Annotated in this window: 22 protein-coding genes; 12 read left to right on the plus strand and 10 right to left on the minus strand. The window is 27.4% G+C overall.

Annotation, left to right across the window (positions count from 1 at the left end):
* Positions 1-69 precede the first annotated feature (69 nt).
* Positions 70-921: a CAP domain-containing protein gene (locus JW646_RS15430; protein WP_228415586.1), complete on the plus strand. Its 852-nt coding sequence runs from the start codon at positions 70-72 to the stop codon at positions 919-921.
* A gap of 60 nt (positions 922-981) precedes the next feature.
* Here JW646_RS15430 and JW646_RS15435 read toward each other — a convergent pair whose 3' ends face one another.
* Together JW646_RS15435 and JW646_RS15440 are read right to left on the minus strand one after the other, a co-directional pair.
* Complete coding sequence (locus tag JW646_RS15435; protein ID WP_228415587.1) at positions 982-1623, minus strand: GyrI-like domain-containing protein; 642 nt, start codon at positions 1621-1623, stop codon at positions 982-984.
* Positions 1624-1766: 143 nt separating this feature from the next.
* A complete protein-coding gene (locus tag JW646_RS15440) occupies positions 1767-2285 on the minus strand; it encodes a superoxide dismutase family protein (RefSeq protein ID WP_228415588.1) in 519 nt (172 codons plus the stop codon).
* Positions 2286-2384: 99 nt separating this feature from the next.
* Here JW646_RS15440 and JW646_RS15445 point away from each other — a divergent pair, with 99 nt between their 5' ends.
* The 5 genes from JW646_RS15445 (at position 2385) to glpK (ending at position 6091) form a co-directional block, all read left to right on the plus strand.
* Positions 2385-3194: a class I SAM-dependent methyltransferase gene (locus tag JW646_RS15445; RefSeq protein WP_074915665.1), complete on the plus strand. Its 810-nt coding sequence runs from the start codon at positions 2385-2387 to the stop codon at positions 3192-3194.
* 14 nt (positions 3195-3208) lie between these two features.
* Positions 3209-3748: a hypothetical protein gene (locus tag JW646_RS15450; protein ID WP_074915667.1), complete on the plus strand. Its 540-nt coding sequence runs from the start codon at positions 3209-3211 to the stop codon at positions 3746-3748.
* 10 nt (positions 3749-3758) lie between these two features.
* On the plus strand, positions 3759-4016 hold the full coding sequence (locus JW646_RS15455) for a DUF1294 domain-containing protein (RefSeq protein WP_148556383.1): 258 nt from the start codon (positions 3759-3761) through the stop codon (positions 4014-4016).
* Between the two features lie 155 nt (positions 4017-4171).
* Complete coding sequence (locus JW646_RS15460) at positions 4172-4372, plus strand: cold-shock protein (protein ID WP_018590168.1); 201 nt, start codon at positions 4172-4174, stop codon at positions 4370-4372.
* Positions 4373-4585: 213 nt separating this feature from the next.
* Positions 4586-6091: a glycerol kinase GlpK gene (gene glpK, locus JW646_RS15465; RefSeq protein ID WP_228415589.1), complete on the plus strand. Its 1506-nt coding sequence runs from the start codon at positions 4586-4588 to the stop codon at positions 6089-6091.
* Between the two features lie 66 nt (positions 6092-6157).
* Here glpK and JW646_RS15470 read toward each other — a convergent pair whose 3' ends face one another.
* Positions 6158-6778: a TrkA C-terminal domain-containing protein gene (locus tag JW646_RS15470; RefSeq protein ID WP_018590170.1), complete on the minus strand. Its 621-nt coding sequence runs from the start codon at positions 6776-6778 to the stop codon at positions 6158-6160.
* Between the two features lie 219 nt (positions 6779-6997).
* Here JW646_RS15470 and JW646_RS15475 point away from each other — a divergent pair, with 219 nt between their 5' ends.
* Together JW646_RS15475 and JW646_RS15480 are read left to right on the plus strand one after the other, a co-directional pair.
* Positions 6998-7876 carry a DMT family transporter gene (locus tag JW646_RS15475; protein ID WP_148556385.1) on the plus strand — a complete coding sequence of 293 codons (879 nt, stop codon included), beginning with the start codon at positions 6998-7000 and terminating at the stop codon, positions 7874-7876.
* A 72-nt stretch (positions 7877-7948) separates the two neighbouring features.
* Positions 7949-9217, plus strand: a complete 1269-nt coding sequence (locus JW646_RS15480; protein ID WP_228415590.1) for a Gfo/Idh/MocA family protein — start codon at positions 7949-7951, stop codon at positions 9215-9217.
* 33 nt (positions 9218-9250) lie between these two features.
* Here JW646_RS15480 and JW646_RS15485 read toward each other — a convergent pair whose 3' ends face one another.
* Complete coding sequence (locus JW646_RS15485) at positions 9251-9685, minus strand: YrvL family regulatory protein (protein WP_228415591.1); 435 nt, start codon at positions 9683-9685, stop codon at positions 9251-9253.
* Positions 9686-9809: 124 nt separating this feature from the next.
* On the opposite strand from JW646_RS15485, the gene JW646_RS15490 reads away from it, so the two are divergent.
* The 3 genes from JW646_RS15490 to JW646_RS15500 all read left to right on the plus strand — a co-directional run bounded on the left by JW646_RS15490 (position 9810) and on the right by JW646_RS15500 (position 11905).
* Positions 9810-10727: a S66 peptidase family protein gene (locus JW646_RS15490; protein WP_228415592.1), complete on the plus strand. Its 918-nt coding sequence runs from the start codon at positions 9810-9812 to the stop codon at positions 10725-10727.
* 178 nt (positions 10728-10905) lie between these two features.
* Complete coding sequence (locus tag JW646_RS15495) at positions 10906-11529, plus strand: DUF3867 family protein (protein WP_074915683.1); 624 nt, start codon at positions 10906-10908, stop codon at positions 11527-11529.
* A 124-nt stretch (positions 11530-11653) separates the two neighbouring features.
* Positions 11654-11905: a hypothetical protein gene (locus tag JW646_RS15500; protein WP_074915685.1), complete on the plus strand. Its 252-nt coding sequence runs from the start codon at positions 11654-11656 to the stop codon at positions 11903-11905.
* 238 nt (positions 11906-12143) lie between these two features.
* Here the strand turns inward: JW646_RS15500 and JW646_RS20150 are convergent, their stop codons facing one another.
* The 3 genes from JW646_RS20150 to JW646_RS15510 form a co-directional block, all read right to left on the minus strand.
* The gene (locus JW646_RS20150) at positions 12144-12275 is read right to left on the minus strand and encodes a hypothetical protein (RefSeq protein ID WP_255701426.1); all 132 of its coding nucleotides are present in this window, start codon (positions 12273-12275) and stop codon (positions 12144-12146) included.
* 112 nt (positions 12276-12387) lie between these two features.
* Entirely contained in the window at positions 12388-13128 is a 741-nt protein-coding gene (locus tag JW646_RS15505) for a glycerophosphodiester phosphodiesterase family protein (protein ID WP_148556389.1), read from the minus strand.
* 90 nt (positions 13129-13218) lie between these two features.
* Positions 13219-15129, minus strand: coding sequence for an ABC-F family ATP-binding cassette domain-containing protein (locus JW646_RS15510; protein WP_148556390.1), 1911 nt, complete (start codon positions 15127-15129; stop codon positions 13219-13221).
* 287 nt (positions 15130-15416) lie between these two features.
* Between JW646_RS15510 and JW646_RS15515 the strand changes: the two genes are divergently transcribed.
* Entirely contained in the window at positions 15417-16196 is a 780-nt protein-coding gene (locus JW646_RS15515) for a sugar phosphate isomerase/epimerase family protein (RefSeq protein WP_228415593.1), read from the plus strand.
* Positions 16197-16222: 26 nt separating this feature from the next.
* On the opposite strand, the gene aspD is transcribed toward JW646_RS15515, so the two are convergent.
* The 3 genes from aspD to JW646_RS15530 form a co-directional block, all read right to left on the minus strand.
* Positions 16223-17851: an aspartate 4-decarboxylase gene (aspD, locus tag JW646_RS15520; protein ID WP_148556392.1), complete on the minus strand. Its 1629-nt coding sequence runs from the start codon at positions 17849-17851 to the stop codon at positions 16223-16225.
* A gap of 301 nt (positions 17852-18152) precedes the next feature.
* On the minus strand, positions 18153-19607 hold the full coding sequence (gene pdxR, locus JW646_RS15525) for a MocR-like pyridoxine biosynthesis transcription factor PdxR (protein WP_148556393.1): 1455 nt from the start codon (positions 19605-19607) through the stop codon (positions 18153-18155).
* 67 nt (positions 19608-19674) lie between these two features.
* Positions 19675-20583 carry a D-alanine--D-alanine ligase gene (locus JW646_RS15530; protein ID WP_148556394.1) on the minus strand — a complete coding sequence of 303 codons (909 nt, stop codon included), beginning with the start codon at positions 20581-20583 and terminating at the stop codon, positions 19675-19677.
* Between the last annotated feature and the right edge of the window lies 1 nt (position 20584).

Consider the following 20584-nt stretch of genomic DNA (forward strand, 5'->3'; position numbering starts at 1 on the left):
CACAGGGGTAACCTGTACACATAAGGTTACAAAAAAGTTACAAATTTAGAAAACAGGACGGTGGATTGTATGAATAAAAAATTTAAAACATTATTGACAGCTGGATTAGTTACTGTAATAGCAGGTTCTAGCATAGTATCATCAAGTGCTCTATGTAAAAAAACAATTGATACTCATAAAACAAAAGGAGCAGTATACCTTAACATAAATGGTAAAAAATATAAAATACCTCTAGTGGTAAGTAATAAACCATCACATAAGGAAGATACTTCAACAGGAAATAATAATAACCAAGGTAATAACAACGCTAATACAGGAAATAATAATAACCAAAATAATAACAATACTAATGCAGGAAATAATAGTAACCAAAATAATAACAATACTAATGCAGGAAATAGTAATAACCAAGGCAATAACAATGCAAACACAGGAAACAATAATAACAACACAAATGATAAAAATGACAATGTAGTTGAAAAGCCAAGTACTGACAATAATACATCAAATAATAATGAAAGTACAACAGGATCTTTTTCAAGCTTCCAAAAAGAAGTAACTAGACTTGTTAACGTGGAAAGAAGTAAAAGAGGTTTAAGTGAACTATCTTTCAATAGTCAATTATCTAATGTGGCAACATTAAAATCACAAGATATGATAAATAAAAATTACTTTAGCCATACTTCTCCAACTTATGGTTCACCATTTGACATGATGAAGCAATTTAACATAAGCTATAAGGCAGCAGGAGAGAATATAGCTATGGGACAAAAAACTCCAGCAGAGGTTGTAAATGCTTGGATGAATTCTCAAGGACATAGAGAAAATATATTAAATCCAAACTTTACAGATATAGGTGTGGGAGTAGCAAAAAGTTCAAATGGAACTTTATATTGGACACAAATGTTTATAGGTAAATAATAAATAATTAAAAGGGTTGTGTAATAAACAATTAAATATTGTTATAACACAGCCCTTTTTTTAAAATGAAGTTTTCTCTACAGGAAATCTAAGAATAGTTCTTAATTTTTCAGGTGAAGTTCTTCTAGGATCAGATAAATAAATTTCGTGGTGCTTCCTAATATTACTTGTAACGTTTGTTAACTTATTTTCATCCATATATTTTTCGATTTTAGCAATAGTTCTAAGCTCATCATCATATGAGCCAATATGCATAGACTGTACACATAAACCTTCAGCAAAAGTTTCAAATCTAGCCTTTGAAAAATCCAAATTGGGTTTTTTATTCTTACATTCATCTAAAGCCCAATTAAAAATATATTCATTTACAAAGTCGGGTTGGGCAATCATAGAAGTCCATAACCATTTGTCTTTGCTTACATTAAAGTCAAGTTTACCATTGTCTAAATACCACAAACCTTCTAAAGGAGGAATTACATATTCATAATAGCCCTTAATATGTTTATCTCCTTTTTTACTCATTTTAATAGTATAAGTAAGAGCGTATAAAATTTGCATAGCGTTTTGGTAGTTTTCTCCCGTTGGTTTTCCTATACCATCTATCATAATATAATTTAAAGGTGGAACATCTATTAATATTGGTTTTTGTCTTGATGAATACAAGTTTTTATATTCTTTTTTAAAATCATACTTTTCAATCATAAGTCCTCCTTATGTATTACTTAAAAAAATTAGATAAATAATAAAATATACTAAGTAAATAATAGTTAGATTGCTGATCAATGTCAAGTTTGTGAAAATAAAAGAGTATTATTAAAATTATTTAATAATACTCTAAAAATCATTTAATAATGATAAGGTAATATTTTACCGCAAGCAATTTTATTTCCAGACATACCAGATGGTTGGGATGTAAAATCATCACGGTTTTCATGAAGAACAATAGATCTTTCTAAAATATCTATTACACGAAAGTTATTTGTAAAAACAGACAAAATACCAATTCCATTAGCGGATAAAATTGGAGGCAAATCACCGGCATGAAAAGGATGCTCACTATCACCAGGATTAAAATGCCCCCCTGTAGATGGGAAAGGATTTTGAGGTGTTCCAAGACTACAATCTCCTACTTCATGTATATGGAAACCGTGAAATTTTGTAGGTTCACCCTTAGAATCAGTGTTAGGTATTCCTATAATATATGCTTTAATATAGACGCCTTGGTCTAATTGATAAAAAAGTACCTCACCTTTTAAGGATGGATTATTTGCATCACCTTGAATTTTTGCAATAGCCGTAGGGTAATTAGGTCGATAAGAGGAAAAAACTTTAATCATCTCATTATTTATTATTGGGAAATCCATATTCAACCCCCTTATATTTAAATTTATATAAAGTATTTTATGATTTTTAAAAATAAATTGTTACAATATAAATAGGTGAAATTTTAGGGGGGATAATAAATGGACATAAACGAAATAAGGTTGAAGTGGGGACTGAAGAATCAGGATAAAGAAGCTAATATAAATTTATGGGATGAAAAGGCAGATCATTTTGGAAATTATAAGATTTTAACTAGGGAAAATGATGAATTTATAAAATTTTTAAAAGATGAGAATTTAATAAAAAATAACTTTAAAGTACTAGATGTAGGGTGTGGAGGAGGGAAATATACTCTTTCACTATCTAAGGAGTGCAGCCATATATATGGAGTAGACTTATCACCTAAAATGATATATTATGCTAATGAGAATAAAAGGAAGTTTAATATTAATAATGCTTCTTTTATTTGTGATGATTGGCATGAATTAAACATAAAAAAATCAAATTTATATAAAAAGTTTGATTTTGTTTTTGCATCCATGACACCTGCCATACAAAGTGCATTTACTCTTGAAAAAATGAATGAAGCTAGTAAGAAATATTGTGCACTGAGGGTTAATATAAAAAGAAATGATACTGTTTATGATAAACTAAGGAAAATTGTAAATGTTTCAGATGATGAACAAAATTTAAACTTTTTATATGCTATAAATATGTTATTTTTACAAGGATATATGCCTAAAATAAATTATGAATATAAAAATTGGATTTATAAGGAGCCATTAGAAAAAGCCTATAATACATACATAAAAAAAATAAAAACAATTAGAAAAATTAATGATGATGAGGAAAGTAAAATAAAACAATTTTTAAAAGATATAAGTCATAATGGATGTGTAGAAGAAGAGATAAACTCTACTATAGCTACTCTTATATGGAGTACAGATTAAAAGGAGGAATTAAATTGAAAAGATTAAGTGTTTTAATTATGTCACTATGTTTATTATTTAGCGTAGGATGTAACAACAAAGAAAGTAAAAAAGAAGTTGTTGACGAAGGTAAAAATACACCATCTGTAAATTTAATAATGATAAGTGACAGTAAATATTTTACAGAGAGTGAATTTATAGACGAAGAAAATAAAGATGACGGATATTATAAACAAAGCTATAAATATGAAAATATCAAATTTACTTTGGAAAGAATGAAGCATAAAGACTACTCAGAATTTCCAGTATACATAGAAAATAAGGATATATATGACTTAAAACAAAAGGATAAAAGCGTAGATGATGAAATTAGCAAGAAGTTATCTTATCCAGCTTTTAAAGCCACATATAAAACTAAAACAGATGAAAAAGAAGTTTTCAATGAAGATGTATTAATATCAACAGAGCAGTGGGATTTTCGCATTCATTTAGAAACGAATATGGAAAATTACAACAATAACGCTAACATAATAGACAGTATAATAAAAGGTATAAAAATTGAGGAAGTTAGTTAGGAGAAGTAAATTGATATATTACTTAATAATAATAAATGTAATTGGATTTTTTATAATGAATATAGATAAGAAAAAAGCTATAAAAAAAGCTTACAGAATACCAGAAAAGAACTTGCTTTTTATATGCGTTTTAGGAGGAAGTCTAGGGATGCTAATAGGAATGTATAAGTTTCATCACAAGACTAAACACAATAAATTTGTATATGGAGTTCCATCATTGCTAATATTCAATATAATAATGATATATAGTATGACGAAAATGCTATAAATAGTTATGTAAATAGTTATATAAATGATATAGGAAAAATTAAAATCACAAAAATAAAAAGGTAGCTATTTTTAAAAAATAATGTTATAATAAATATTGTAGAAATACACAGTAAGTCAAGAAAAGCTTGATGTAGGTTTATAGGAGATTCCAAAATGAATAACGGAACAGTAAAATGGTTTAACAACGAAAAAGGATTCGGATTTATATCTGTAGAAGGTGGAGATGATGTATTCGCTCATTTCACAGCTATACAAGGTGATGGATTCAAATCATTAGAAGAAGGTCAAAAAGTAAGCTTTGATATAGTTGAAGGTGCTAAAGGTCTTCAAGCAGCTAACATAACTATATTATAATATATTTGTCAGAATGCTTTTAAGACCCCTACGGGGGTCTTTTTTTAGTGTGAAAATTGTGGACTATTATTTAAATAAATTAAAGTAAATATTAATAAGTGTTAAAATAGAAAATTCTTTTACAAACTAATTATGAAAATATATAATTAAAATATATAGAAAAATAATATGATTTTAATATAAGGTTTCATTTTTAAAATTGGAGGAAGATTGATGGAAAAAAAATACGTAATTGCCCTAGACCAAGGAACGACAAGCTCTAGAGCGGTAATTTTTAATAAACAAGGTGAAATAGTATCTGTGTCACAAAAAGAGTTTAGTCAAATATTCCCACAGTCAGGATGGGTAGAACATGATCCTATGGAAATTTGGGGTTGTCAAAGTGGTGTTATGAGAGAAGTTGTGGAAACTGCATCAATAGACCCAAAAGAAATAGCGGCTATAGGAATAACAAATCAAAGAGAAACTACAATAGTATGGGATAAAAATACAGGAAAACCTATTTATAACGCCATTGTATGGCAATGTAGAAGAACATCAAAGATTTGTGATGAATTAAAGGAAAAGAATTTAGAACAGGTGATAAGAGATAAGACGGGGCTTATAATCGATGCGTACTTTTCTGCAACAAAAGTAAAATGGATATTAGACAATGTGAAAGGTGCTAGAGAAAAAGCAGAAAGAGGAGAACTTTTATTTGGAACGGTGGATACTTGGTTAATATGGAAATTAACAAATAAAAAAGTTCATGTTACAGATTATTCCAATGCTTCTAGAACTATGATGTTCAACATAAATGAATTAAAATGGGATGAAGACATACTAAAAGAGCTTAATATTCCATTAAGCATGCTTCCTAAAGTTAAACCATCTAGTTACATATATGGCAATACAGATATGCATATATTTGGTGAAGAAGTGCCTATTGCAGGTTGTGCAGGAGATCAACAAGCAGCATTATTTGGGCAAACTTGTTTTGAAGAAGGTAGTGTTAAAAATACTTATGGTACAGGATGTTTCTTATTAATGAATACAGGAAACAAATTAGTCAAATCAAAAAATGGATTATTAACTACAATTGCCTGGGGAATAGGAGAGAGTGTAACTTACGCACTAGAAGGAAGTATATTTATGGGTGGTGCATCTATTCAATGGCTTAGAGATGAACTTCGTATGTTGAAAAATGCTTCTGATAGCGAAGATTATGCAAATAAAGTAGAGGATACAAATGGTGTATATGTGGTTCCAGCCTTTACTGGTCTTGGGGCACCATACTGGGATATGTATGCGAGGGGAACTATACTAGGTCTTAGTAGAGGTGCTAAAAAGGAACATATAATTAGAGCAACTTTGGAATCTATAGCTTATCAAACTAAGGATGTGCTTGCTGCCATGGAAGAAGACTCTAATATATTATTAAAAGATTTAAGAGTTGATGGTGGTGCTAGTAAAAATAATTTCTTAATGCAGTTTCAATCTGATATTTTAAATGTAAATATAGATAGGCCTAAAATTGTAGAGACAACTGCACTTGGTGCAGCATATTTAGCAGGATTAGCAGTAGGTTTTTATGATAACCTTAGTAACATAAAAAACAATTGCAAGTCAGATAAGCACTTTACACCTTCTATGGAAGATGAGAAAAGAAAAAAACTTTACAAGGGGTGGAAAAAATCTGTATCTAGAGCACTTGATTGGGCCAGAGAAGACGAAGAATAATAATAAGGCATATGAAGATGACAGGCTTCATATGCCTTTGTTAATAGTAAATTTTCAAGTAAAAATTTAATCGTATAAGAAAGTTGGCACTGAGTTGTAAATATATCTATCACCAACAACTAATAATATATCTTTTTCCATAAATACTATATAAGGTCCTGGAGAAATAATTAATTCATCTCCTCTTTTTATTGCAACAATAGTAGCCCCAGTATTTTGCCAAAATTTAGTTTCTGCTGCTGTTTTCCCAATAAATTTGCAGTGAGCTTCTACAGTGAATTGTATAGGAACTAGAGGATTAATAACTTCTAATCTATCAGAATAATCTAAAATTTTGTTTAATGTAAGAATTATATCGCTATCAATTCTTGATTTATCTTCTAGTAATCTATATAAATTACTTTTATAAGAAGATATATTTGTAATGTCTTCATATTTTTTTATAAAAGATAATGCATTATTAGAAGACAATACTATTACACCCTTACCTTTTATACTCTCAACTATGTCGATATCTTCTAGTAGTTTTATGGCTCTCCTTATTGTCTCTGGAGAGACATTGTATTTCCCTGCAAGTATAGAACGACCATAAAGAGTACTACCTTCTTTTATGTCCCCAGTATGTATCTTATTTGCTAAATCTAATGCTATTTTTTGATATATAGGAACGGTATATTTTTCTTTCATTTATTCACCTTCTATTTTAAAATTGTAAAATATAAAATAATATCACTATTAATATTGTATAGATAATTTAGAAATATGCAATACGCTATCATAAAAAATATAAATATGTATAAATATAAATGTAATGAAATGGGTATAAAAAATTTGACTATTGTATTTTGCACATATAAAATAGATTAGTGTAATTTTAGAAAAAATTAATAAATAAAAGGAGAAAAAATGAGTGAAATAACAAAATCAAACAGATTAAAAGGCATATTCTTTATTATTTTATCTGCCTTTGGATTTGCAGTGATGTCGGCTTTTATAAAATTATCAGGTGACTTACCTAATATGCAAAAAGTATTTTTTAGAAATTTGGTAGCTGCAATAATTGCATTATTTTTAATAATAAAACATAGAGGAAGCTTTACAGGAAAAAAAGAAAATAGAAAAATATTAATCTATCGTTCTATATTTGGAACAATTGGAGTTATTTTTAATTATTATGCTATAGACAAACTAGTATTATCAGATGCAAATATGTTAAATAAAATAAGTCCATTTTTAGTAGTAATATTTTGCGCTTTAATACTAAAGGAAAAAATTAATTCAAAGCAAATATTAGCTATTATTGTTGCATTTATTGGTGCATTATTTATAATAAAACCTACTTTTGATGTTAGAGTTGTGCCATACATGATAGGCTTTTTAAGTGCAGTATTTGCTGCTCTTGCATATACTTTTGTAAGAATGTTAGGAAATAAAGAAGAGTATTATACTATTGTATTTTTCTTTTCCACGTTTTCATTAATTACAGTTTTACCAATGTTTCTAATGGTTTATGAGCCAATGACACCTGTGCAGTTTATTTATTTAATATTAGCAGGGGTATTTGCCAGTCTTGGTCAATTTGGAGTTACCTTAGCATACAAATATGCCCCAGCTAAAGAAATTTCTATATTTGATTATAGTAATATAATATTTTCAGCTATTTTAAGTATATTCTTATTTGGTGTATATCCAGATAGTCTTAGTATTGTAGGTTACTTTATAATATTTGCTGCAGCATTATATATGTTTTTATATAATAAAAGACAAGATAAGTTAAGAAAATAATCTAAATATGAAAAATGTATATTATAATTATTTATAGAAGTAATTTATTTTTCTAATAAAGGGGATTGTTTGATGAATAAAGTTAAATTAGCTATAATTGGAGCAGGTGTAAGGGGGAGATACACTTATGGTGAATTTATAAAAAATAATAATGATATATGTGAAGTTGTAGCGGTTGTAGAAAGTAAAATAGGAAGAAGAGAAAAGTTTAAGGAAATATTTAATTTATCTGAGGATAAAGTCTTTGAAAATATAGATGTTTTTTTAAAAAAAGAAAAAATGGCAGATGCAGTTATAGTTTGTAGTAATGATAATACTCATTTTTATATAGCTGCTTCTGCTTTAAAAAAAGGTTATGATGTGTTAGTCGAAGGCCCTGTTGCCAATAACCTAGATAAATTAGTTCATTTAAAAGATTTATGTGAAAAAAACAAAGATAAAGTTTTTATGGCTGCAACGCCTTTTAGATATTCAAAGTTATTCTTAAAGATTAGACAAATAATATTAAGCAAAGAGATGGGGAATTTAATTAATATTAATTATAATTCTTATATAGGATATAGAAAATTTGCACATAATTTTGTAAGAGGGAATTGGAGATTAGATAATGATACGGCTCCACTTATTTTGACAAATAGTTGCTATGATTTAGACATACTTGAATTTTTAACAAATTCACAATGTGAGAAGATTTCATCCTTTGGTAAACTGAATCATTTTATGAGGGAAAATTTACAACTGGATATGAGTGAGTTATGTATAAGATGTAGTAAAGAAAAAGAATGTCCTTATTGTGCTCAAAAAATTTACATAGCTGAAGATGAAATGAGTCATGCACTACATATAAATCCAACTAAAGAAAACATAAATAATATATTAAAAGAGGGCCAATATGGTCAATGTGTCTATTCTTGTGATAATAATGTTTCTGATAATATAATAAGTATACTTAAATTTAAAAATAATATTACAGCAACACTTAATATTAGTGCATTTACAAAAAAAGAAAATAGAAACTTTACACTCATGTTTACTCATGGAGAAGTTTATGCAGATTTGCAAGACAACACTATTATTATTAAAAAATTTGTTAATGAGGAAGAAGTAGTGATCAAACTTGATAAAGATAATTTTGAAGAACAATTAATAAAGGATTTTATAAATCAAGTAGAAAATAGAAATCTTGATGATTTGAAATCTAGCGTTATTTCAACTATAAATAGCCATGTTACAGGATTTGCATGTGAGTTTGCAAATGTAAGTGAAACAGTAGTAGATATAGATCAATTTTGGAGTGAATCTTGTGAGATGACTAAGAAAATTGAAAAATTATTATTTTAATAGAAATAAAAAGTCTATCTTTTGATAGACTTTTTATTTGCTTAAAAGTAAAACATCAGAATATATTTCTAGTAGGTAGTAAAGTAAAACAAAGAGAATTTGATTAGCAGGACTTATACTTATTCCTTCTATAAAAAAATCTACAACTCCAACTACTAAACAGGAAAAAGAAGTATATAAAATAAAATCTATGGCTCTTTGTTGAAACCTAGAAATATTGCTTTTAGCTTTAAATAAACCGATTAGAATGGAAGTATAATAATCGGCAGGGATAAGCATAATGTAGCAAATTATTAGAAAGATTATAACGCTTTTATATGAATCATATGTAAATCCTAAAAAAGATAAAAAACCTATTCCTGCTATTGTATATATAATTGTTTCGAAAATTAGCATGATAATCATATAAATAATAAAAGAAAGCAGAGTAAATTTTAGTATTATTTTTTCTTTTTTTATATTAATCAACTCCTATAAAAATTTTAATAATATATAACTATAAATATTTATAAACTTACTTATAGTAATATTACGATTGAAATTAGTATAAAATGCTAATGAATAAGTAAAATATTATGGAATGGGGGATAATATGAAGTATCCAAAGCCTTTGGAAAAAAAAGATACAATAGGCCTAATTGCACCAGCAGGACCTTTAAGAGATATAAAAATAGAAGAAATAAAATATGAATTAAATAGATTGGGTTATGAAGTTAAAATAGGAAAGAGTTGTTACTTATCATACAAAGGATATTTAAGCGGCAAAGACAAAGATAGGGCTTTAGATTTAGAAAGAATGTTTTTAGATAAAAATATAGACGCTATTATTTGTGTTAGAGGAGGGTATGGGTGTGCCAGGATTCTCGATTTAATAGACTTTACTATAATTAGAGATAACCCTAAGGTATTTATAGGTTTTTCTGATGTTACAGCTCTTCATATAGCTATAAATCAGCTATCTAACTTAGCAACTTATCACGGAATTATGGCAGCAAGTATAAAAAAATGGGATGAATTTACTTATAGTTCACTAATAAAAGCTTTAAATTTTAAAGAAGAATTAATAATTGAAAATCCATCTACTGAAAACTTAGTATCCTTATATGATGGTATTTGTGAAGGTATAATAATAGGAGGTAATTTATCTGTGATTGTATCAACACTAGGAACTAAATATGAAATAGACACTAAAAATAAAATATTATTTATAGAGGAAATAGAAGAATATACTTATAAAGTTGATAAAATGTTAAATCATATGCAAATGGCAGGAAAATTTAATGATTGTAAAGGAATAATATTTGGAGAATTTACAAATTGTAAAAAAGCATTTCAAAATGACGAAGGAATTTTAAATATACTTAAGGAAATTGCTATAAAAAATAAAAAGCCAACCATATGCAATTTAAAGTCTGGTCACTGTATGCCTATGGTTACCATACCTTTAAATATGAATTGTTACCTTAACTCTTATGAAAAAAAAATAAAAATAATAAAAAGTATAAATTAAGGATAGTAAACTATCCTTAAGATGATTTATTTTGAGGTGTAACCAATGCTAATAAAATAGCACAAACAAGAAATAGACGAAATGACAAAATAATCACCACATTCCTTTTTATATTATGTATATTTAAATAAATGTGGTATAATTCATATTAAGTACAATTTTGGCAGGAGGAATTAACATGTCTGATGATAGAATAATTGATTTTAATGAACTAAAAAATAAAGTGAAAGACAGTGATGTGGATAAATTTGAAAATTATATGTATGATTTATATTTCTCTGTGGCAGATGGAAGTATGACTATGTCTCAATTTACATCTAAAATATATGAATATATGAGAGAAAATAATATATCTCAAGAAAAGTTTTTGAAAATGCAAAATAGATTAATGGAAAGATATGGAGTGGATCCAACAGAATTGGACCAACAAATAAAAAATCTTGGTTTAAACCCTAATAGTTTAAGCTTTGATGATTTAAATAAATTTAACCCTACAAACAATACACAAAATACAATAAATGAAATAAAAGAAAAAATAGATTATGATATAGACAAAAACTCTGATTTTTATAAAAAATATAATAAAGATTTAGAAAGTAAGGTACTAATAACAACTTTTTTAAAGAATGAAGTAAATGATATGAAAATTATTATTGAAAATGAGAAGGTAACTTTAATTAGTGAAGGTTCTATAAATTTAGTAGATGCTCAACTAAATGAATTATTATTATCATACAAAGGTATTAAAAATAAAAAATTAAAAATAACTATTTGTGAAAAATGCAAAGAGTATGATTATTAAAATACACTTCAATGGAAGTGTATTTTTTTATGGAGTATTTTTCCGTAAGATTTTAAATATTATGGATTTATTGTAAAAGGTGAAATACAATAGGGGTATAAGGGGGGGAATGGAGGAATAGAAAATGATATTAACAGTAGTAAAGGAAACTTTATTATTATTTTTAGCGTTACTTTTAGGTATTAATGAAATTTATATTTTAGGAATACCAACGATTTTAATTATTTCATGTTTTTGTACAGCTGGATTATTTTATACAGGATTTGAAGAAATATTAGTAAATACTGAATCAGAAGACTGTACATTAGGAATTATAAACATTTTCCTTGGCTTTGTATTGTTAGGTATGATACTTACAAACAATATAAGAGTCTAATTTGCAATTATAATAAAAAGGTGTTATTTCCAAAAGAAATAACACCTTTTAGTTTAATTATATTGAAATACTTTTAGCTACATCAACTCCGTTTTGCATCATACTACTATAAAATTATCTATGTTTTTGTATTTTTCCATGTTCATAACAAAGAATCCATTGGTAGAATTCTTTTCTAATATTTCTAAATTATTTATATCGAGTATTTCCTTTACAATTTCGCTTTCTTTATCTCCTCTTAAGCAATGATGGGGGAACTTTTTAGTTCTATATCATATTCATTATGAGTGTCTGTAAAGGCTACGATTGTATTTATTTTGTAAGATATTGATTTTCCAAAATCAGCTATAGGATTAATTATTTTTTCCATCAAAAAACCTCCCAGTATAATATAACCTTATTTTATAGTTACTGAGAAATTATATAAATATATGTGTATATACATATTGAAAAGAAATGAAAATAAAATTTATAAATTCATATTAAATTTGCTTGTTTATTGAAGAAATAATATTAGGAAAATCAGTAAATATACCATCTACTTTAAGCTTTAATAGTTTTTCGTATTCTTCAACAGTGTTTACTGTGTAACAAAGAATTTGTAAATCTCTTCTGTGGCATTTATTAATAAAATATTTGTCTGTAATAGAATAACTACTACTTATATAAGTAGATTTGTTTTTTATAGCCTTTGAAAAGATCATACTTTTAAGTCTATATTTATAAAATCTTTCACTTATCAAATAAGACCTTGATATTTTAGGACAAAGGGATTTTACACTATGAAGGCTTTTCATTCTAAAAGAAGATATAATTACCCTTTTTTCCATTTTTAAGTCCTTTACTAAGTTAATCACATTTTCTTCTAAGTTTCTATATTTTACTTTATTATTTTTTAGTTCTATGTTTATTATAAAGTTTGTAGGTTTAAATAATATAAGAACCTCTTTTAGGGTAGGTATTTTGCAGTCCTTGTTATTTTCATAATTTTTAAAATTAGAATTTAAAGATTGTAGTTCTTTTAGAGTCATATCTTTAACATAACCGGTACCATTAAATGCTCTGTCAACTTTTTCATCGTGTATAACTACAAGATGATTGTCTTTTGTTTTTTGAACATCAAGCTCAATGCCATATATGTTTAAATTAAGACATTTCTTAAAGGCTAGCATGGTGTTTTCTGGATAAAATCCACTTAGTCCTCTATGGGCGATTATTTTCATTATTTAAACCTCCAAACTAAATTATAAGCAACAGTCTAAGTCTGCCAGTAAGTAAAGACTTAGACGTTGACTTTATGAACGAAGGGACCATTATTTCTGGTTAGATATTTCTTCTGCTAGATTGTTTAAATATTCCCATCTTTCATATTTATGTTCTAACTCTTTTTCTAACTTTTCTTTTTCATTCATTATTTCTTGAAGTTTTGTAAAGTTTGTTGCAAACTTACTTGTATCTCCTTCAAGTTTTTCTATTTTTTCTTCTAATTTAGAGATATCATCATCAATAGTGTCAAACTCTCTTTGTTCATTAAAAGAGAATTTAAGTTTTTTATCGTTTTTAGGTTTTTCTTTTTTAAGTTTTTCTTCTTTTGGGATACTTTGAGCAAATTCTTCAAATTCTATTTTTTCATTTTCTCTATATACTAGATAATCACTATAATTTCCTGTATATATATGAATTTTGCCCCTACCCTCATATGCAAATATTTTATTACAAATTCTATCAAGGAAGTATCTATCATGGGATACAGTTATAACTACACCTTTGAATTCATCCAAGTAGTCCTCAAGACGATTTAAAGTTTCTATATCTAAGTCATTTGTAGGTTCGTCTAGTAAAAGTACATTAGGTGCAGACATTAAAATTCTAAGAAGATGTAATCTTCTTCTTTCGCCACCAGACAACTTTCTAATATAAGTATACTGCATAGTTCCATCAAATAAGAATTTTTCACACATTTGAGAAGCTGTGATTTTACTTCCATCAGCAGTTGTAATGTAGTCACTTTCTTCTTTTATATAGTCAATGGCTCTCATATCAGGGTGCATGTGTGAATCATCTTGAGAAAAACAACCTATTTTAACTGTTTCACCTACTTCAATCTCACCACTATCTGGTTTAATTTTCCCGTCAAGTATGTTAATTAAAGTAGATTTACCTAATCCATTTTTCCCTATAATACCTATTCTGTCATGTCTAGCTAAAGTATATTCCAAATTATCTATTACTTTTTTATCATCAAATGTTTTACATATATTATGAATTTCTATGATTTTATTTCCAAGTCTTGATGAGCCTACAGATATATCTAATTTTTCATCAATTGTGTTTTTGTCTGCATTAACAAGTTCATCGAATCTTTGTAGTCTTGCCTTTTGTTTAGTACTACGGGCCTGTGCTCCACGTCTAACCCAAGCAAGTTCTTTTCTAAGTAGATTTTGACGTTTAAGTTCTGATGATTGCTCCAAATCAAGTCTTTCAGCCTTTTTTTCTAAGAAAATAGAGTAGTTACCATCATAGCTAAATAGGCTACCTTTGTCTAATTCTATTATTCTATTAGTAACTCTATCTAAGAAATATCTATCATGAGTTATCATAAGTAATGAACCTTTAAATTTATTCAAATATTCTTCTAGCCAGTCTATTGTATCGTTGTCTAAGTGGTTTGTAGGCTCGTCTAGTATTAACAATTCACAAGGAGTAATTAAAGCAGAAGCAAGAGAAACTCTTTTTCTTTGTCCGCCAGATAATTCTTTAACTTTTTGGTTAAAGTCTTTTATTCCTAACTTCATAAGTACGGTTTTTGCATCACTTTCCAAGTCCCATAAATTTAAATCATCCATTTTACTTTGAAGAGAAAGTAGTGTGTCGTTTAATTTTTCATCGTAAGTATGATTTATTTTTTCTAATATATCTTGGTACTGACCTATTAATTTCATTTCAGAAGAAGTACCCTTAAACACTTGTTCAAGAACAGTGGCTTCTTCGTCATAGTATGGGTTTTGTGGAAGATATTCAATCCTAACTTTATTAGCTTTGATTATAGTTCCTGTTTCAGTTTCTTCGCTACCAGCTATTATTTTTAATAAAGTAGATTTACCAGTACCATTAACACCGATAAGTCCTATTTTTTCTCCCTCATTTATACCTAGAGAAATATTATTCAATAATGTTTTTTCTGAGTAGTTTTTACTTATATTTTCTAAGCTTATTAAATTCATTTCTATCACCTTTGCTTATTATCGTTTATTATATTTATAGATAAAATTATAAAAAATAGTAATTTTTAAATATAGTAATAATATTTTAAATATTATTTATGTTTTTATAATTGTTAGTCAAAATATAAACTTATTATAACTCAAATACATATTCATAGACTAGTTATTTTGAAAAGTTAAAATTTTTATAAATGAAAGTTTGATGTTTATTGAAAAGATATATAAGATTTATAGTATTATGATTGAAGAAGAGAATTATACAATATAAAAAAATTAGGAGTGATAAGATGAAATTTTACGTATCTCAGTTAGTAGAAACAGAAAAAATTTTACCAATACTAAAAAAGTATGATGTAGGTTTGGAAGTTGTACAATTTGCAAATCCTTACATATTGGATAATAGATATGAGATTATGGATATATACAAAAAGGAGCTAAAAGACTTATATGGAAATATTGATTTAATAATTCATGGTCCATATGCAGATTTATGTCCTGCAAGTCGAGACAGTGAAATAAAAAGGATAACAAAGCTTAGAATGGATCAAGCGTATGAAGTGGCTAATGATTTAGGAGCCAAGAAGATACTTTATCATAATGGATATACTCCAAGAACGTATACATATGTAGAATGGAAAAAGAATGCGTATGATTTTTGGACTGAGTTTTTAAAGGGAAAAAATAATAAGGACATAGTTATAGAAAATGTACTTGATGAAGATTATGAGCTTTTAGATGATTTAATGAATAAAACAAATAAAGATAATTTTTCTGTTTGTATAGACATAGGTCACATAAATGCTTATTCTAAAATAAGTGTAGACGAATGGATAAATGTTCTTGCTTATAAGCTAAATCATATACATTTACACAATAATTATAAAGATAAAGATAGTCATTGTGGAATAGATAAAGGAAGCATGAATGTAATAAGCATACTTAATAAACTAAATGCTATAAATAATGATATAACCGTATCTTTGGAAATTACAGATTTAGAACAGTTGAAGAAATCTTTAGATATTTTAGTAGAAGAAGGTTTTGTAAAACTGAATATACAAAAATAGGTAGCTATATTTAGCTACCTATAAACTTATAAAGTTTTTTTCCACTTAGTTACATAGTCGTCAAGTATTCTTCTTAAAGCTATACCAATAGTAGCATATGCTTCATCATATAGGTTAGCAAGTGAAATTCTTATTGACCATTCAGGTCCGGCAAATCCACCACCACCAAGTAAAACAATTGATGAGTCTTGGGCTAAATCAAATAATATATCTACAGGTTTGAAGTTTGATTTTAAATATTTTGCAAATTCTATACCGTGATTTTTTTCAGCCCATTGTAATAAGTCAAACTCAGTATAGTAACAAGCATCATTTGGATCATTGTTTAATTCTAAACCTAAAGAATTAAATAATAATTTTTTACGTCTGACACATATATCCATAGTCTTTTTCTTATAATCATTTTTTCTATCTATAAGAGTGAATGCAGAGAAAAAGGCCATTTGAACTTGTTGAGGAGTAGAAAGACCAGCAGTATGATTTAGAGCTACTTGCCTACTATCAGCAACTATTCTATCTATAAAAGGTACATTTTCTGGTATTGGGTTCATATCAGAGTATCTTTTATTTGTTCTTTTTCTTATAGAATAAGGTAATTGTTTTATTAATTTATCAAATACATTTTCTTCGTGTAAAGCAATAGTACCAAGTCTCCAACCTGTTACACCAAAGTATTTTGAATAAGAGTAAGTTCCTATAGTATTGTATGGTAAATCTGCCATTAAAGATCTGAAGCCTGGAACAAAAGTACCATAAACATCATCAGAAATAATCATTAAATTAGGATTGTGATTATTAACTATATCTACTATTTTTGATATGGATTTATCACATATGGATACTGAAGGTGGATTACTTGGATTAACTACAAACAATGCTTTTATATCTGAATCTGCTAGTTTTTCCAATTCTTTTTGCGAACATTGCCAAGTGTGTTCACCTTTTTCATCAACTTCGTCAGAGTTTATATATACAACCTCAAACTCATATCTTGGAAGATGAGGAATTTCTAAGTAAGGTGTAAATACTGGAGTCATTATGGCAATTTTATCTCCTTTAAGAAGTAAGTTATTTGCTATTAATGAATCAAATATATAACACATGGCAGCAGTGGCACCTTCCACAGCAAATACATTAAAGTCGCCACCTTTTTCTAAGTTATATTTCATTTCTGATTTTAGATATTCTTTGACTATTTTTTCTATATGAACAAGCATTCTGTCAGGAAAAGGATAGTTATCTCCAATTATTGCATCAGTTAATTCATGTAAAAAATGATCAGCATCAAATTTCAAATCATTAATACCATAATCTATAATTTCTTTTAAAGTATTTATGCCTGGCATAGAAGCATTTTCTTCAATAAATTTACAAAAACGATCATAAACTCCTGTTTTTTTAGGTATTCCAGTTAAATCACCATTATCCCAAGAATGTCTACTTTCTGTTACGGCAAAATGACCAAAAGTAAAAAATGCTTCTCTAGGTGTAGCAGCAACCCAGTTTGGATTTCCACGCCCAGCATCAAGTAAAGTTCTAGTACTTTTCCTATTTGATATGGTAGCAAGTTCTATAAGTTTATTTTTGAACTCAAAAGGACTTATTTGACCATATATATTTTCTAATTCTTGTCTATTAAGATTTACACCCGTCATTAAAAGATTCCTCCCTATGTATATTTATAAAAAAGTTTTGTCATTTATATTATGTCATTAATATTTAAAATTACTTACCTTAAATGGAATTTAATAAGTAAGGTTAAATATTTAATATGATTATAACATATAAAGTATATTGCTTGGAAGTCTTTAATATAAAAAGATATATCTTAAAAACACAAACTTATTATAAAGTGGAAGGTTGTTTGTTATAATGAGCAAATTTATTATTAGTCACTTACATAAAAAAATGCGTAAGCTATTAGTTTACGCGTTTTTTGTGTAATAATATTATAATTTATTTATGGTCTAATTCTTTTATAGTTTCACCTATAATTTTAACTCCCTTTTCAATATCATTATCAGATAATCGGGATAAACCTAACCTAAGGGTGTTTTTGCCTTTGTCATCAATATAAAATAAGTCACCGGGCATAAAGATTACATCTTTTTTATAGCACTCATGAAGAAGTTTTCTAGTATTTAAATTTTTGAAAACTAAAAACAAATGAAGCCCTCCATCACCTAATATATAATCACATTCTATATATTTTTCAACGCACTGTTTTGCAAAGTTAAATTTATCTCCATAAAACTTTCTAGTCTTTTTTATATATTTTTCAAAAGCTCCATTTTGCAAATAGTCATATAAGATGCCTTGGTCTAAGAAAGAAACATGAATATTAGTGCATCTTTTTACACTTTCTAATCTATTTATTAAATTTTTATCACATAAAATCCATCCTACTCTTAGTCCTGGAAACAATATTTTAGAAAAGCTTCCAATATAGATAACACCATTGCTATTGTTATCTAAAGAACAAATAGGAAATATATGAGAAGAGGAATAAAGAAGTTCTTCGTTGAAGCCATCTTCAATAATTGGTATATTATTTTTTTTCATTAAATTATAAAACTTATATCTATTTTCTGGAGACATAACCATACCTGTAGGATTATGATAAGAAGGAGTAATATAAGAAAATTTTATTTTACTTTTATATTTTTTTAACTTCATATCTAAGTCTTTAAAATCAAGACCATTTTCATTCATATTTATTGGTATAATATTAAGACCATAAGATTTCATTATTTTAATAGAGGTATTATGAGTAGGATTTTCACAAAGTATATAATCACCTTTATTAGTTAGTGTTGATATTATAAGATCTAATCCTTCTGTAAAACCGTTGACTATTAGAATGTCTTTATTTGTAGTGTTTACACCCTTTTTGTTCATATACCCATGTAAATAATCGATTAATGGTTTGTATCCTTGGGCATATCCATAGTTTAACAACTTATGACCTTCTAAATTAAATCTATTTAAAAAAGATTTTTTTAATTCTTCCATATCAAACAAATCTCCATCAGGAGATATACTTTTGAAAGAAATTTGACCAGATTTCCATCTTATTTCACTTTTTATAATGTCCATGTTATTTGCTGTTTTCATATAATCATTTTCAAAGTTTTTGTAATTGATATTCCAATGACTATTGCTAATATTATTATCACTATTTACAAAAGTTCCTTTTCCAGAAATGGAATAAATAATACCATCAGACTTTAACTCTTCATAAGCTAATACAATAGAGTTTCTGCTTACATTTAAAAGCAAACTAAGCTCCCTTGTGGAAGGCAGCTTAGAATTGTGAGGAAGAAGTCCTTTTGAAATCATTTCTTCCAAATATTTTTTTATCTGAATATATATTGGTTCATTTTCATTAATTGTTAAATCGGAGAATAACAAATTATCACCTCTAAGCTTTATTTATATAAAGTAATTATATTAAATAAACTTACTTTAGTCTAGGTTATTATTTTATTGATGTCTCCATTATTTTGTCTACTAATTGACTGTAAGATAAGCCTTTAGCATTAGCACTTCTTGGGATTAAACTTGTTGGTGTCATTCCAGGAAGTGTGTTTAGTTCAAGAACATAAAATTTTCCATTAGATAATATAAAATCTACTCTTACATAAGCTCTACAGTAGAAGATATCCCAAACTATTTTAGAGGCTTTGTCAATTTGTTCTTGTAATTCATCATCTAAATAAACTATTTCTTCTTTTGCTGCATTAGCACCAGTTGAATATTTTGCCTCATAGTCAAAGAAACCTGTAGTACTTGATATTTTTATTGTTGGATAAATTTCACCATCTAAAACGAAAGAAGTGTATTCATCACCTGGTAGATACTGTTCTATCATTACTACGGTATCTACTTCTAAACCAGCTTTTACAGCAGCTTCAACATCTTCTTTTTTCTCTACTTTGAAAGTAGCAACAGAAGAACCACCGCTATTTGGTTTTATAAAAACTGGATAACCCATTTTTTCTATTTTGTCATAGTCTATATCATCTATTGATTTTGCTATAGTCCAGTCTGCAGTGGCAACACCTGAATCTCTTAACATTTTTTTAGTAATATTCTTGTCCATGCACATGGCAGAAGTTAAAGGTCCACATCCTGAATAAGGAATATCCATAGATTCTAGTATTGCTTGTATAGTACCGTCTTCACCGTATTTGCCATGTAACATTAAAAATGCAAACTCGATACCTTCTGGCATTTTGTTTATAACATCCATTTTGTTATTTAAGATTATTTCATGTACTTCATATTTCTCTCTATCTAAAGCATTAAGAACAGATCTTCCTGAATTTAAAGAAACTTCTCTTTCTGTAGAAATTCCACCCATTAAAACAGCAACTTTTTTCTTCATA

This window comes from Terrisporobacter hibernicus (genome assembly GCF_020809405.1).
GTDB classification, from domain to species: Bacteria; Bacillota; Clostridia; order Peptostreptococcales; family Peptostreptococcaceae; genus Terrisporobacter; species Terrisporobacter petrolearius.

Coding starts and splice junctions, on each gene's coding strand:
- JW646_RS15500 (WP_074915685.1), top strand. CDS start 11,654: ATGATATTAACAGTAGTAAAGGAAACTTTATTATTATTTTTAGCGTTA.
- JW646_RS20150 (WP_255701426.1), bottom strand. CDS start 12,275: ATGGAAAAAATAATTAATCCTATAGCTGATTTTGGAAAATCAATATCT.
- JW646_RS15445 (WP_074915665.1), top strand. CDS start 2,385: ATGGACATAAACGAAATAAGGTTGAAGTGGGGACTGAAGAATCAGGAT.
- JW646_RS15480 (WP_228415590.1), top strand. CDS start 7,949: ATGAATAAAGTTAAATTAGCTATAATTGGAGCAGGTGTAAGGGGGAGA.
- JW646_RS15510 (WP_148556390.1), bottom strand. CDS start 15,129: ATGAATTTAATAAGCTTAGAAAATATAAGTAAAAACTACTCAGAAAAA.
- JW646_RS15490 (WP_228415592.1), top strand. CDS start 9,810: ATGAAGTATCCAAAGCCTTTGGAAAAAAAAGATACAATAGGCCTAATT.
- JW646_RS15530 (WP_148556394.1), bottom strand. CDS start 20,583: ATGAAGAAAAAAGTTGCTGTTTTAATGGGTGGAATTTCTACAGAAAGA.
- aspD (WP_148556392.1), bottom strand. CDS start 17,851: ATGACGGGTGTAAATCTTAATAGACAAGAATTAGAAAATATATATGGT.
- JW646_RS15515 (WP_228415593.1), top strand. CDS start 15,417: ATGAAATTTTACGTATCTCAGTTAGTAGAAACAGAAAAAATTTTACCA.
- JW646_RS15460 (WP_018590168.1), top strand. CDS start 4,172: ATGAATAACGGAACAGTAAAATGGTTTAACAACGAAAAAGGATTCGGA.
- JW646_RS15470 (WP_018590170.1), bottom strand. CDS start 6,778: ATGAAAGAAAAATATACCGTTCCTATATATCAAAAAATAGCATTAGAT.
- JW646_RS15440 (WP_228415588.1), bottom strand. CDS start 2,285: ATGGATTTCCCAATAATAAATAATGAGATGATTAAAGTTTTTTCCTCT.
- JW646_RS15475 (WP_148556385.1), top strand. CDS start 6,998: ATGAGTGAAATAACAAAATCAAACAGATTAAAAGGCATATTCTTTATT.
- JW646_RS15435 (WP_228415587.1), bottom strand. CDS start 1,623: ATGATTGAAAAGTATGATTTTAAAAAAGAATATAAAAACTTGTATTCA.
- JW646_RS15505 (WP_148556389.1), bottom strand. CDS start 13,128: ATGAAAATAATCGCCCATAGAGGACTAAGTGGATTTTATCCAGAAAAC.
- glpK (WP_228415589.1), top strand. CDS start 4,586: ATGGAAAAAAAATACGTAATTGCCCTAGACCAAGGAACGACAAGCTCT.
- JW646_RS15430 (WP_228415586.1), top strand. CDS start 70: ATGAATAAAAAATTTAAAACATTATTGACAGCTGGATTAGTTACTGTA.
- JW646_RS15495 (WP_074915683.1), top strand. CDS start 10,906: ATGTCTGATGATAGAATAATTGATTTTAATGAACTAAAAAATAAAGTG.